Annotated in this window: 10 protein-coding genes; 4 read left to right on the forward strand and 6 right to left on the reverse strand. The window is 68.1% G+C overall.

Translation table 11 applies throughout. The features are described 5' to 3' along the window. Positions 1-9 precede the first annotated feature (9 nt). Entirely contained in the window at positions 10-1,131 is a 1,122-nt protein-coding gene (metX, locus tag CHEID_RS08475) for a homoserine O-acetyltransferase MetX (protein ID WP_112770371.1), read from the forward strand. 69 nt (positions 1,132-1,200) lie between these two features. Here metX and CHEID_RS08480 read toward each other — a convergent pair whose 3' ends face one another. Both CHEID_RS08480 and CHEID_RS08485 read right to left on the reverse strand, forming a co-directional pair. Continuing rightward, positions 1,201-1,662, reverse strand: a complete 462-nt coding sequence (locus CHEID_RS08480) for a DUF3017 domain-containing protein (protein ID WP_273661082.1) — start codon at positions 1,660-1,662, stop codon at positions 1,201-1,203. Next, on the reverse strand, positions 1,659-2,516 hold the full coding sequence (locus CHEID_RS08485; protein WP_112770242.1) for a bifunctional methylenetetrahydrofolate dehydrogenase/methenyltetrahydrofolate cyclohydrolase: 858 nt from the start codon (positions 2,514-2,516) through the stop codon (positions 1,659-1,661). Before CHEID_RS08485 ends, CHEID_RS08480 begins: the two co-directional genes overlap by 4 nt. A gap of 86 nt (positions 2,517-2,602) precedes the next feature. Between CHEID_RS08485 and CHEID_RS08490 the strand changes: the two genes are divergently transcribed. Further along, a complete protein-coding gene (locus CHEID_RS08490) occupies positions 2,603-3,655 on the forward strand; it encodes a HoxN/HupN/NixA family nickel/cobalt transporter (RefSeq protein WP_112770243.1) in 1,053 nt (350 codons plus the stop codon). Between the two features lie 23 nt (positions 3,656-3,678). Here the strand turns inward: CHEID_RS08490 and CHEID_RS08495 are convergent, their stop codons facing one another. Then, positions 3,679-4,140 carry a tRNA (cytidine(34)-2'-O)-methyltransferase gene (locus CHEID_RS08495; RefSeq protein ID WP_181645972.1) on the reverse strand — a complete coding sequence of 154 codons (462 nt, stop codon included), beginning with the start codon at positions 4,138-4,140 and terminating at the stop codon, positions 3,679-3,681. 97 nt (positions 4,141-4,237) lie between these two features. On the opposite strand from CHEID_RS08495, the gene CHEID_RS08500 reads away from it, so the two are divergent. Next, on the forward strand, positions 4,238-5,527 hold the full coding sequence (locus CHEID_RS08500) for a saccharopine dehydrogenase family protein (protein WP_112770245.1): 1,290 nt from the start codon (positions 4,238-4,240) through the stop codon (positions 5,525-5,527). Between the two features lie 31 nt (positions 5,528-5,558). Here CHEID_RS08500 and CHEID_RS08505 read toward each other — a convergent pair whose 3' ends face one another. Next, positions 5,559-7,412 (reverse strand): alpha/beta hydrolase family protein, encoded by a 1,854-nt coding sequence (locus CHEID_RS08505; protein ID WP_112770246.1) that lies wholly within the window; start codon positions 7,410-7,412, stop codon positions 5,559-5,561. Positions 7,413-7,475: 63 nt separating this feature from the next. Between CHEID_RS08505 and CHEID_RS08510 the strand changes: the two genes are divergently transcribed. Further along, the gene (locus CHEID_RS08510; protein WP_273661087.1) at positions 7,476-8,483 is read left to right on the forward strand and encodes a DUF4272 domain-containing protein; all 1,008 of its coding nucleotides are present in this window, start codon (positions 7,476-7,478) and stop codon (positions 8,481-8,483) included. Positions 8,484-8,507: 24 nt separating this feature from the next. Here CHEID_RS08510 and CHEID_RS08515 read toward each other — a convergent pair whose 3' ends face one another. After that, positions 8,508-9,827, reverse strand: a complete 1,320-nt coding sequence (locus CHEID_RS08515) for a CE1 family esterase (RefSeq protein ID WP_273661089.1) — start codon at positions 9,825-9,827, stop codon at positions 8,508-8,510. 65 nt (positions 9,828-9,892) lie between these two features. Then, entirely contained in the window at positions 9,893-13,390 is a 3,498-nt protein-coding gene (locus tag CHEID_RS08520; RefSeq protein WP_273661091.1) for an error-prone DNA polymerase, read from the reverse strand. Between the last annotated feature and the right edge of the window lie 77 nt (positions 13,391-13,467).

Consider the following 13,467-nt stretch of genomic DNA (forward strand, 5'->3'; position numbering starts at 1 on the left):
CCGCCCCGCATGAACCCATCTCTTTTGCCCCCACCAGGTGGCCACCTCGATATCCCCATCGGGGATGTGGTCACCGAGGCGGGCGCGTCCATCCCCGGTGCGCGGTTGCGGTTGCATGCGTTTTACGACGCCACCTGCCCGGAACCCACCGCGACGGATCGCCCGGTGCTGCTCGTGGAGCATGCCCTGACTGGTGATGGTGACGTGGCCCAATGGTGGCCGGGGATGGTGGGACCCGGCTGCACCCTCGATACGAATCGCTACCTCGTGCTGTGCGCCAACGTCATCGGGGGCTGCTCCGGGTCCACCGGGCCGGGCTCGCTGCACCCCGACGGGGGGTACTGGGGCTCGCGCTTCCCCGGCATCTCCATCCGGGACCAGGTCAGCGTGGAAAAACGCCTGCTGGATGTACTGGAAATCCCCCGGGTACACGCGGTAATCGGGGCCTCCATGGGAGGGGCCCGGGCCCTGGAGTGGGCCTTAATGTACCCCGGCAGCGTCAATGCCGCGCTGGTGATCGCCGTGTCCGCCCGGGCCTCGGCATGGCAGATCGGGATCCAGTCCAGCCAAATCCGGGTGATCGAAGCCGACCAGGCCTGGCACGGCGGGGACTACTACGAGGCCGGAATGGGGCCCGTGTGGGGGCTCGGGCAGGCGCGGCGGATAGCTCACCTGACCTACCGCGGCGAGTTGGAGGTGGACGAGCGGTTTGGGACGGATCCGCAACAGGGGGAGGACCCCTACGGCCCCTACCGGCGGCCGGACCAGCGATTCGCCGTGGAAAGCTACCTGGACCGCCAGGCGCAGAAGCTGCAGAGCAGGTTCGACGCGGGCTCCTATGTCACCTTGACAGACGCGCTCAACCGGCACGACGTGGGCCGGGGGCGCGGGGGGATGAACGCGGCTCTGGGCCGATGCGAGGTGCCCACGATGGTGGTCGGGGTGGATACGGACATCTTGTACCCCTTCCACCAGCAGGAGCACCTGTCCCGCAACTTGGGGAACTTCATCGGTTTGTCCAAGATCACCTCCCCCACCGGGCATGACGGTTTCCTCATCGAGGGCCGACAGATGGGGGCCATCCTGACGAAATTCCTGGTCAAAGCGGACCTCCTGGCCGCGGGGGAATAGGCCCCTTGCCCCCGGGCACCCCGCCCGGCAGCACCCCGCCCAGCTTCGGGCATCCCCCTTGCTGCGGCGTCAGCTTCCCAGCGAATCCACGCTCACGGCCAGGAAGAGCATGAAGGCTCCCACGAAGCCGGTGAACAGGCTGTCAAAGCGGCGCGAGCGCACAGCCAAGACCCCCAGCACCTGGGAATCAACCATCCACCGGATCACCGACAGCATCAATAGCGCGGCGCCGAAGAGCGCCCCACCGCGGCGCCACCGTTCCAGCGCGATGAACACTGCGGCGCCGAACACGAGCGCGACGACCACGCCCACCAGCGCGTACTGGACCGCCGGGCTCAACTGCGACGGGGGGTTGGCCACATCGTGGGGGTTATGCAACAGCTTCCGCCGCACCGTGCCGACTTGGTGGGGCGCTTGCTGGTGGCGTCCAACATAATCACCACCCCGCCCCAGACCTGCGCGCCGGGGGTGCCCACCGCCCCCGACGTGATCGCCGCCGCCCGCCATCTTCACCGGCCTGGCCGCCGTCACGCGAGCCCCGCCATCCTCTCGGCACGCTCGACCACGTTGCGCACCAAAAACGCCCGCGTCAGCGGCCCCACACCCCCCGGGTTGGGCGAAACCGCCCCGGCGACATCCCACACCCCGGGGTGCACGTCCCCGGCCAGCTTGTCGTCCAGCCGCGATACGCCCACATCCAGCACGGCTGCGCCAGGTTTGACCATGTCCGCCGTGAGCATATGTGCAACCCCGGCCGCCGCCACGATCACGTCGGCCGTGCGCGTCTCCGCCGCGAGGTCACGGGTGCCGGTGTGGCACAGGGTCACCGTCGAGTTCACCGTCTTCGTCGTGAGCATGAGCCCGATGGGCCGCCCCACGGTCACGCCGCGGCCGATGACCACAACCTTGGCCCCGGCCAGGTCGACGTCGAAGCGCTGCAGCAGCGCGATAGCGCCGTGGGGGGTGCACGGCAAGGGGGCCGGCTCGTTGAGCACCAGCTTGCCCAGGTTCACCGGGTGCAGGCCGTCGGCGTCCTTATCGGGATTGATGCGCTCCAGCACCGCGTTTTCGTCCAGGTGCTTGGGCAGCGGCAGTTGCACGATGTATCCCGTGCACTCCTCGTCCGCGTTGAGCTCGTCGATGACCTCCAGCAGCCGCTCTTGCGTGACGTCTGCCGGCAATTCCCGGCGGATCGAGTTCACCCCGATCTGCTCGCAATCCCGGTGCTTCATCCGCACGTAGGAATGGCTCGCCGGGTCCTCCCCCACGAGGACCGTCGCCAGCCCGGGCGTGATTCCCTTGTCGCGCAGGCGCTCCACGCGCCCGGCGAGCTCGGCGAAGATCTCATCGCGAAACAGTTTGCCGTCCAAGGTCAGTGCTGCCATGCGGCCATTAAATCACCGTTAACACTCTCCCGGGCCCGTCACCCCGCCGGTGACACAACCGCTACCCGGGCGCTAATGTTCCCAGCATGAGGCCCCAGCAGACCCTGAACACCCCGCCGCGCCTGGCCCAGTCCCCCGCAGTCATGGGCGTGAATATCGCCCTCCACCTGCTCTTAGTCGCCGCTGCCGCCCTGGCCTGGGCGACGGGCAACCTCCATGGGGCCTTCTCCTTCGGCCTGATCCTCACGGCGTACACCTTAGGGCTGCGCCACGCTTTCGACCCGGACCACATCGCGGCGATCGACAACACCACTCGCGCCTTGCAGACCCGCGAGCGCACGCCGCAGAGCATCGGCATGTTCTTCGCCTTGGGCCACTCCACCGTTGTCGTCCTCGCCGCCGGTCTCGTGGCCTTGTCCGCCCAGTGGGCCGGGTTGACGCAAGACTCCCCGGTGACGGAAGCTCTCGGCATCTGGGGCGCGGCGTTCTCCGGCGTCACCCTGCTGATCCTGGCAGTAATCAACCTGCTGACGCTGCGCTCCCTGTACCGGCAGATGCGGAAGTCCCGGTCGATGGGCAATGGTGTGCCCGCGAGCGCCGAAGTCGGCCGGGAGGGGTATCTCCCCGACGGTTCCCTGCCGCGCGGGCCGCTGACCAGCCTACTGGGACCCGCGCTGCGCAGGGTGACCCGCCCGTGGCACATGTACCCGGTGGGCTTCCTCTTCGGCCTGGGCTTCGATACCGCCACGGAGGTCTCGCTGCTCATCCTCGCGGCCGGCGGGGTCGCGGCGGGGGCCCCGTGGTGGGTGACGATGCTGCTTCCCCTGGCCTTCACGGCCGGGATGGCCCTGCTGGATTCCATCGACGGGGTCTTCATGGCTCACGCCTACCGCTGGGCCCTGAACCGCCCGCATCTCAAGCTGCGCTACAACATCACAATGACTGCCGTATCCGTCCTCTTCGCCGTCCTCATCGGCGGCACCGGCCTGATGAGCCTGGCCAGCGAACTGGGCCTGCCCGGCTTCGCCTGGGTGGAGGGTGTCAATCTGGATTACGCCGGTTTTGTGGTGCTCGGGCTGTTCGTCACGATCTTTTCCACGGCACTGGCCCTGTGGCGGCGTCGCCCCCAGATGTCCTGAGGCCGTCGAACCCCCTCAGGCTGTCAAGCACCGTCCGGGAACCCTAGCTGCCGCCAGACCTCGTAGGCCGCCACCGCCGCCGCGTTGGACAAGTTCATGCTCCGCCGCCCGGGCAGCATGGGAATCCGCACCCACTGGCTGATCTGCGGATCCGCGAGCACCTCGTCCGGCAACCCGCTGGGTTCCGTGCCGAACAGCAGCACATCCCCGCGCCGGTATTCCACGTCCGTATGCCACCGCGTCGCCTTGGTGGTGAAGGCGAAGATGCGCGCACCGCGGAGCGCCGCGAAGGCCGCCGCGATGTTCTCGTGCCGGTGGACCACTGCCAGCTCGTGGTAGTCCAGGCCCGCGCGCCGGACATGCTTGGCGTCCAAATCAAACCCCAACGGCCCCGCCAGATGCAGCACCGCGCCCGTGCCCGCACACATCCGAATCGCATTGCCGGTGTTCGGGGGAATAGCCGGCCGGTCGAAGACGATGTGCATCGGGGGCGGCGACGCCTGCTCCGCAGGGCGATCACTGAGTGTGCTCACCGCCCGAAGCTTAACCCACCCCGACCGACAAGCAGGTAGAACGGAACCCATGACTGAACCAACAGCCGCTGCCAGGGACTACGACATTGTGGTGTACGGCGCCACCGGATTTGTCGGCGCCCTCACCGCCAAGTACCTCGCCGAACACGCCCCTGAGGGCATCCGCATCGCGCTGGGCGGGCGCACCAAATCGAAACTGCGGAGGGTCCAAAACGATCTCAGCGAGGTCAATCTCGATGCGGCCCATTGGGGAATCATTGCTGCGGACGCTACCGACAACCGCGCCCTCCGCAGCCTCGCGGAGAGCACCACGGTGGTCATCTCCACGGTGGGGCCGTACGCCAAGTACGGCAAGCAGCTCGTTGCCGAGTGCGCCGCCGCCGGTACCCACTACGTGGACCTGTGCGGAGAGGTGCTGTTCAACCGCTACACCATCGATCATCACCACGAGCAGGCCCGACAGACCGGGGCCCGCATCATTCACGCCTGCGGTTTCGACTCGGTGCCCTCGGACATCGGCATGTTCCTGCTGCACCGCGCCGCAGCGGAAAAGGGCGTGGGCCCCCTGGCGGAGGCAACGATGCTCGTGAAGATGAAGGGCGGCCTGTCCGGGGGCACCGTGGACTCCATGCGCGGGCAAATCGCCACGATGCGACACGACAAGGACGCCGCCAAGCTGCTGCAGGACCCCTACAGCCTGTCACCGGACCGGGAGAGCGAACCGGACCTGGGCAAGCAACCGGACTATGCCCTGGCCAAGGCCCAGGACTTCGGGGCCCCCGACGGCCACGCTGCTCCCTTCCTCATGGCCGGGGCCAACACCCGTGTCGTGCGACGCTCCAATGCCCTGCTTGGCCACGCCTACGGCAAGGACCTGCGCTACCGGGAGTTCATAGCCACGGGGCCCGGCCTCAAAGGCAAGGCCACCGCCGCCGGCCTGGCCGCCGGGACCGGCGCCCTATTCGGGGCCCTGCGGCAGGACAACCTGCGCGGGGTATTGAAGAGGTGGCTGCCGGAGCCGGGGCAGGGCCCCTCCGAAGAAGACCGGGAGCAGGGGTTCTTCCGGTGCGATTTCTACGGGCGCAGCACACCGGGGGCCGGGGTGGACGTCACCGCACGGGTGGCCGCCGAGGGAGACCCCGGCTACAAGGCCACGTCCCTCATGCTCGCGGAGGCCGCACTCACCCTGGCCCTCGGCGAGGACGGGCAGTCCCCGGAGGAGACGAGCCAGCGGGAGCCAGCCGGTGGCGGTGTCCTCACCCCCGCCACCGGGCTGGGCATGCCCTACGTACGGCGCCTGCGGGATGCGGGGATGACGCTCACCGCCCGCGCGCTCTAGCGCACTCCACCTGCCGCGCTCCTCCGGCGACTCAGTCGCCCGAGGCGAAGCGGCTCAAGTCCACCCGATCCACGAGGCCGAGCCCGCGGAAGAACTCCAGCATCCGGGTGGCGATGAGCTCGCGGGAGGCGGGCACCACGAACTGGTGGCCCTCCTCCGGCAGCACGAGGAATTCCACGCCGTCGTCCCCACCCCTGGCCTCCACAAGGGCGTCCCGCAGTTGCTGGGACTCCCCGATCGGCACGGCCCCGTCGTTGCCCCCGTGGATCAGCAGCACCGGGGCTAGCACCTGGTCCGCCTTATACAGCGGGGAGATCTCCATGAGCAGCTCCGCGTCGTGCATGGGGTAGCCGTACTTCGGGGAAGCCGCGCTGGCCAGCCAGGGTTCCGTGGACTCGTAGTACGTCTCGAAGCTGGACATGCCGCAGGCATCCACCACGCCCACCACCAGATCCGGGTAGCGCGCCGCCGCGAGGGTGGAAAGATACCCGCCGTAGCTTCGGCCCCCGAGGAGGATCGCGTCGCGCTGGGCGAGGTGGGCGTCGATAAGAAATTGAACGGTATCCGCCACGTCATCAATGGCGCTGAAGCGACCGTAACGATCATCGGCGTGCAAAAATGCCCGGCCGTTGCCCTTGGAACCCCGGATGTTGGGCGTGAACACCGTCACCCCCGAATCGACCAGTGCCGTCAAACAGTCGTGATTCACCGGCCGGGACTGCCCCTCCGGGCCGCCGTGCAGATGGATGTACACCGTGCCCCGCGGGGACGGATCGGGGGCGACATACAACCACCCGGATAGCTCCAGCCCATCGCGGGCGGTGTAGTGCACCAGCTCCGGGGCCTCCACCGCCGCCGTGCGCTCCTCCAACCGCTGCGCCCGCTGCGGATTGCACGATTCCACGCGTGCCCCATCCACCCGCAAAATCTCCACGGATGGCGGCAAATTGGGGCCCTCCACCGTCACGCTCAGTAGGGAGCCGTCGTCCGTGATGGACAGGCCGAAGGCAACCATCCCCGGCACATCCACCGTCCGGCGCACCATCACCCGCTGATCCGCGCCCAGGATGAGCACCTCCAGGATGCTCACCCCGTCCTGGTTCCACAGCACCGCCGCGGTGGACATGTCCTCGGAGATCACGAACTCGTCCACATCCGCATCGGGGGAGGCGATGAGCTCCTCCACCCCACTCCGGCGCGGCGGGGAGGAGGGCAGGTCGATGGTCAACCGCACGATCCGCCGACGCTGGGCCCCATGGTCCGTGGCCAAAAACACCACGAGCGTCTCCGGGTCCAGCAGGAAAATGCGCCCCTCCTCCGTGGCCGCCCCCGGCTCGGGCGGCAGCAGGGGAATCCAATCGCCATTCGGGGTGGTCAGCAGCAGCTCCCGGTTTCCCCGCGGCCCCACGCGCATCAGGCTGTACTCCGCCTCCGCCGCGACGAGCAGCGAGTCGCTGCGCCGGTCCACCACCTTGTAGCGGGAGGTCTCCGGGTGCACCAGGCGGGCTTCAGTGACCCCGTCGCTGGCCACCGCGTCCATCGCCAGGAGGTGGTGATCCCACTCCACCAGCGTGGTCTTCGCGTCGAAGGTGTTGCGCAGGGACTTCGCCTCCGCCGCGTCCTGCTGCTCGGGGTCCGTGGGCACGATGAACGTCTCCAGGCGCTCCGAGCCCTTTGGGGAGACCTCGCAGGCGATCCACTTGCCGTCCGGGGAGTGCAGGACCTTCGTCACCGGCCCCTCCATCGGCAGGCGGATGGGCCGTTCAGGGCCTACCCCGTCCTCCGTGAGGTCCGCAAGAACCGCGTAGGGATAGCCGCCATCCCGCACGATGTAGGCAATTCTGCCGCCAATGGGTGCCAGCGAGGGGCCGTAGGTGTGCCGCATAGTGGGTCAATCGTAGCCATAGCCGCTGCACACGGCCTTGTTCGGGGGTTATGGTTTGGTTCCATGAGCATCTACGTGAACGCATACTCCACGGTCCGGCAGGTCCTGCCCTATGTGCCCGCACATCTCGCCGACGGTGGGGCGCGGGCCGGTCTACCGGATTCGGCGCAGGGATTGGCCTATGGGCCGGCACTGCACGAACGCAGCCTGGCCCACGATGAATACGTAGATGGGCAGTTCCTGGGGCCCTTCGTCACAGACTCGGACGATGCTCGGGCCCTCCAGGAGCACATCGACGGTTTCTTCGGCTATGCAGTGGCCCTGGGCCACCAACGAGCCGGGAGTTATACCGCCGCGGTCGATTCCGTCGCTCGGCATATCCGCACTATCCGCCGCCAGTACGTCTTCGAGCGCCCGGACAATTACTCTCCCTCCGATCTGCGGGAATTCTCCCAGTGGGCGGAGCAGGCGAATGCCATCTTCCTCATACAAAGCGACAGTGAGGTCCGTGATGCGCAAGGCCGGGATCTCTTGGGGACGCCCCCAACCTCCGCACCCACCCACCCCGCCGCCCGGGCGCGCCGGGATCGCATCCGTGGGCAATTATGGGACGAGGGGATTCAGATCGCCCAATCCCTACCGCCGGTGCTCTCCGAGTTTGAGATTGTGCTGCGCCGGCCGGAGGAGATTTACGCCCAGGCCCAGTCCGTGCAGGGGGAGGACGCTGCGGTGGAGACTCTGCTGTGGGCCGTGGGGCTCGTTGAGGGTGATGTGACCTCGCTGTATCCGCCCGCCGAGCAGCGGGCAGCGGGTGGGGCCGGGGCAGCGGGGGCTGGGGAGACCCCGCCCAGCCAGCAACTGCGGCTGCGCAACATCGTGCAGTTCTGCGATGCCTTCGAGTACGTCTTTTCCATGCGGTGGTTTGCCGTGGATCAGCAGTTGCAACAAGATCGTCGGCACCCGGAGATCCTGGACCCCAGGGTGCAAGACGTGCTGCTGCAGCGCCACCGCGCCTTCGCCTGGATGAGCAACCACCGGGCCTCCTGGTCCGAGGTGGACCTGTCTACCTAAGGCGGCCGGGGATACAGGGGAAAGCTACCGGGTGTGTTGGCGGAAGAACGCCAGGATCTCCCGCGTCGCCGTCACGGAGGTGGACACGCGGTTATCCGGCGCGCCGCGATGGGGCGTCAACACCTGTTTGGCCGCCACCCCGGATTCCCCAGCCCCGGCATTGGACTCCCCGGGCCATGCATGCCCGGCATCGGCGATCGCGAGGTGGGTGACCTCCACCCCGCTGCGGCAGCCGGGCCACTCCACGCGCAGAACCTGATCCGTCACCCGCGTGGTGGTGGGAGCACCGAAGCACCCGGACCGGGCGGCCAAGGCGCCGGAGTACTGCATCGCCGCCAGATAGGGGGTGGCGTGGCGGACCCCGCCGTTGTATTCGATGGTCGTGTCCTTCTTGCCGTGGATATCTAGATAGGGGACGCCCGGACCCGGCGCGAAAGCAGACACCTGCCCATCACGGGCCGCTTCCCCGCGGGGAGCGCATCCGGTCCACTCGCCCGGATAGTAGGCCCCAGCCACAGCCGCGAGCCCGGCGAACTCCTGGGGCAGTTCGCAGGCCAACTTGCCCACAAAGCCGCCCCCATTGGACATCCCGGCCGCGTAGATGCGGTGCTTATCCACGTTGTACGTGGAGCTGAGGGAATCCAGGAGGTCCCGGGTGAACTGGATGTCCTGCCCGGGTTTGGTGGCATCTGCGTAGGGGGCTCCCTCCCACGCCAGCTTCTTGCCCTCCGCGTACACCACGATGGCGCCGTCGCGGCCCAGGCCGCTGTACCGGGACATCGATTCCGGCGTTTCCTTCCAGCCCGGGAAGGCCAGCACGAGGGGCAGTGGCTTGCCGGGCTGTCCCGCGGGTGTGGCGGTAGCGGGGAGGGCCAACAGGGCCTCGCGGCGTTCTCCGCTGCTGTCCAGGGAGATGCGTTCGATGCTGTTGGGGGCGGGGGCCCGCTTGAGGGGAATCTGGCGGGCCGGGATCCGGGCCTCTGCGGCGGGTTGGTCTGCGAAAGTTCCCGCAACAGTGCCGCCCTCGGCGGGGTTTTGCGGGGCGGTGGGGGTGATCGCGATGGCGCTGTCCGGCCCGCTATCCCCGGAGACCGCGGGGGTGACGGTGCGATTCGGTTTGGCACCCGGGGGATTGGTGGCGGTGGCGCCGGGGGCCAGCGGACGGCCTTGGTAGTCCGCCGGTTCCTGGATGCTGTTGTGGCGGGCCCATTCCTCTGCGGTCCACCCCGTTGCCTTTTGCACGCCCACGCCGATTCCGGCGGCCGTGGTCACGAGGGCCACGCCTGCCAGCGATGCCGCGATACGGCGGCGCCGGAGGTGCTTGGCGGTGGGGTACTGATGCACTTGCTCGATTGTTCGCAAGAAGCCCACGGGTGTCAATCGCTACAGCTTCTCGGCTACCCGCTGGTTCAACGGAAGTCCCGCGCCTTGGAGCCCAGCACGCTCGCCGCGGCGAGCTCCGGTTCCACGGCCTCCACCATGTCCGCCGCCACGCTGGCCGCACCCTCCGCGTTGGAGACGATGCCGCGGATGACGACGATCCGGGCGTTTGCCGCGACCACCCGCTGCTTTTCCCACAGCCCCGGAGGGATGATGATGTTCGCCAGGCCCGTTTCATCCTCCATGCCGATAAAGACCACTCCACCGGCAGTCTTCGGCGCCTGCCGGTGGGTCACGACCCCCGCCACGCGCACGCGCGTGCCGTCGGGCACGGCGAGCAGCTGGTCTGCGGGGATCACCGGGGCCCCGCCGCGACGCTGGCCGGCGCGGGGGCCAGTGCGCACGGTCAGTGCATGCCAATTGTCGAGGAAACCGCGCAGCAGCTCCAGGGGATGGCCCTCCGGCGTCATGTGCGTGGCGGCCAGATCCGCGGCGGTGAGTTCGAACGTGCTCATCCCAGGAAGGGCGGGGACGCTGAGCTCAGAGGTTCCCGGCAGCATGCCGGGGCGCTCCGTCGCGGCGATGCCCGCGGCCCAGACCGCCTGTCGGCGATCCAGACCCAGGCAGGTCAGGGCCCCCGCGCGGGCAAGCTGCTCCACGTGGGAGACAGTCAACCCCGCTTCCCGGGACAAGTCGCTGACCCGCCTGAAGCGCCCCAAGCGGTCCCGGGCGGACACGATTCGGCGGGCAACGTCCTCCCCTATCCCGGAGACCCCGGCCAGTCCCAACCGAATTGCGCCGATGGGCTCGCCCGTTCCCCGCCCCAGCCCGTGCACGCCGCGCGGTTCATTGGGGCACCCCGTCGCGTCCCCGTCGGCGGCAGTATGACCCTCGATGACGGTATCTGCCTCCACCCCGGAGGCGTTGACATCCGGGGGAAGTATGGTCACGCCGTGGCGACGGGCGTCCGAAATAAGAGATTGCGGTGAATAGAACCCCATGGGCTGGGCCCGGAGTAGAGCAACGCAGAATTCCGCCGGATAGTGGTATTTAAACCACGCGGAGTAGTAGACGAGGGCCGCGAATGACTGACTGTGGGATTCCGGGAAACCGTAGGCGGCGAAGGCCACGATCTTGTCCCACAGCCGATCCGCCACCTCCCCGGTGATTCCGTTTGTGTCCTCCAGGCCCTGGTAGAAGCGGGCGCGCAACCGCTCCATCTTCTCCGGGGAGCGTTTGGAGCCCATCGCCCGCCGCAGCGTGTCGGCCTCCGCACCGGTAAAGCCGGCGGCATCCACCACCATCTGCATGAGCTGTTCCTGAAACAGCGGCACTCCCAGCGTCTTCGTCAGCGCGGGTTCCAGGCAGGGGTGGTCAAAGGTCACGGGTTCCAGACCGTTGCGCCGACGGATGTACGGGTGGACGCTGCCGCCCTGGATGGGGCCGGGCCGGATGAGCGCGACCTCCACCACCAGGTCGAAGAAAACCCGGGGTCGCAGGCGCGGGAGGGTGTTCATCTGCGCGCGCGATTCCACCTGGAAGACCCCCACCGCATCCGCCCGGGACAGCATCTCGTACACCGGGGCCTCCGTGGGGTCCAGCCGCCACAACTCCACGTGCCGACCGCGGTGTTCGCGCACTTGATCCACGGCGTGGTGGATGGCCTCCAGCATGCCCAGCCCCAGCAGGTCGAACTTGACCAACCCCACCGTCGCGCAGTCGTCCCGGTCCCACTGGACCACGGAACGATCCGCCATCCGGGCCCACTCCGTGGGCACGACGGCGGCGATGGGCCGATCGCAGATCACCATGCCGCCGGAGTGGATCCCGAGGTGGCGGGGGTGGCCTTCCAGTTGCTCGGCAATGGTGGTGACGATCTGCGGGGGCTCCTCGGTCCCGCGAGACCACGCATCCACCCGGCCGGCCGGATAACCCAGGGCCCTAGCCGCGTCCCGCAGCGCGGATTTGCGCCGGTAGGTGATGACGTTTGCGACCTGGGCCGCGTTATCCCGCCCGTAGCGGCGGTAGACATACTGAATGGCCTCCTCGCGCCTACCGGATTCGATATCGAGGTCGATGTCCGGCGGCCCGTCGCGCTCCGGGGAGAGAAAACGCTCGAAGAGCAGTCCCGCGGCCACGGCGTCCACCGTGGTGATGCCCAGGGCAAAGCAGACAGCCGAGTTGGCGGCCGAGCCCCGGCCTTGGCAGTAGATGTTGCTGCGGTGACAAAAGTCGACGATGTCGTGGACGATGAGGAAGTATCCGGGGAAGCCCAGCTTCTCGATGATCCCCAGCTCCCGGTCGATGATGGCCCAGGCCCGGCGGGCGGCGGCGTGCCCATCGCGGGGTCCGTAGCGGTAGGCCCCGCCGCGTTCCGTGAGTTCCCGCAGCCAGCTCATCTCCGTGTGCCCCTCCGGCACCGGGAAGTGCGGGAGGTTGGGCGCCACGAGGTTCAGCGTGAACGCGCACTGGCGGGCCACCTCCACCGTCGTGGCCACCGCCTCCGCCAACCAGGGGTTATCCCCGGCAAGCTGCATCATCTCTCGCCCCGAGCGCAACCACGGTCCCCCCAGGGGGTGGGTTACCGGGGCCGCAGCGGCCATGTCCTGGCGGTCGGCCAGGGCGGCTTTCACCCCGGCGAGCCGGGCGTGCGCGGGGGTGGCGCAGCGGGGGGCGGTGCTGACAATCTCGCGCAGGCCGTGCTCCTCGGCAAAGGCGTGCAAGCGCTCGTTGCGTTCCGGGTCGGCGGGGTTCATCGTGTGCTGTAGCTCCACAACACAGTTATCGGCGCCGAACGCCCGTACTATTTCCTCTGCTGCCCACGCGCCGCTGGGGGCGTCCTCAATACCCATCTGGGCCCACCCGATGAGAACGATCCAGGTGCCCTGCGCGGCCACAGCGAGCTGATCGACGTCCGGGTAACTCACCGAATCTTTATCCCGATCGGCCATCCGCGCATCCGTGATGACCATGGATAGCCGCCGGTACCCATCCTGACCCTTGCACAGCACGGTCAACCCCGGCCTATCCACCCCATCCACGCTGAGCTCCGCGCCGAACACCGTGGCTAGCGATTGCCCACGGTCCGCCAGGGCCTCCGCCGCCGCCGTGGCAAACCGCGCAGCCCCATAGAATCCATCCCGATCTACGCAGGACAGGGCCACCAACCCCAGTTCGAGGGCCTTCTCCACCAGCTCTTCCGGCTCGCTGGCCCCGGCGAGGAAGCTGTAGGTGGTGCAGCAATGCAGTTCTGCGAACGGTAGTGGGGGGTGATGTTCTTTCTCATTGTGGACGCCACGCTCCCCCGACCTGGGCCCCCGCCCGTCGACAACGACCTCCCCTGCGACGTCGAAGAACTCCACCCTTGGGGAGTTGTTCGTATTCTCCGCGATGCCCACCGCCTGCAGCGGGGGAACGTCCTTGCCGGAGAGGATTCGCTCCAGGCGCGACCAACTGAGGGCCACGGGGTTGGTGAACCCTCGGCCCCCAGCGGTGGGATACAGGCTGCGCCGCGGTCGGCTAGTCACCCGGATAGCTTAGCGGAGAATCGCTCACTTGTTCTACTGGAAAAGCAACGGGAAGCTCTTCATGCGGGGCGCTTGAC

This window comes from Corynebacterium heidelbergense (genome assembly GCF_028609845.1).
GTDB classification, from domain to species: Bacteria; Actinomycetota; Actinomycetes; order Mycobacteriales; family Mycobacteriaceae; genus Corynebacterium; species Corynebacterium heidelbergense.

Coding starts and splice junctions, on each gene's coding strand:
- metX (WP_112770371.1), top strand. CDS start 10: ATGAACCCATCTCTTTTGCCCCCACCAGGTGGCCACCTCGATATCCCC.
- CHEID_RS08485 (WP_112770242.1), bottom strand. CDS start 2,516: ATGGCAGCACTGACCTTGGACGGCAAACTGTTTCGCGATGAGATCTTC.
- CHEID_RS08490 (WP_112770243.1), top strand. CDS start 2,603: ATGAGGCCCCAGCAGACCCTGAACACCCCGCCGCGCCTGGCCCAGTCC.
- CHEID_RS08495 (WP_181645972.1), bottom strand. CDS start 4,140: ATGCACATCGTCTTCGACCGGCCGGCTATTCCCCCGAACACCGGCAAT.
- CHEID_RS08500 (WP_112770245.1), top strand. CDS start 4,238: ATGACTGAACCAACAGCCGCTGCCAGGGACTACGACATTGTGGTGTAC.
- CHEID_RS08505 (WP_112770246.1), bottom strand. CDS start 7,412: ATGCGGCACACCTACGGCCCCTCGCTGGCACCCATTGGCGGCAGAATT.
- CHEID_RS08510 (WP_273661087.1), top strand. CDS start 7,476: ATGAGCATCTACGTGAACGCATACTCCACGGTCCGGCAGGTCCTGCCC.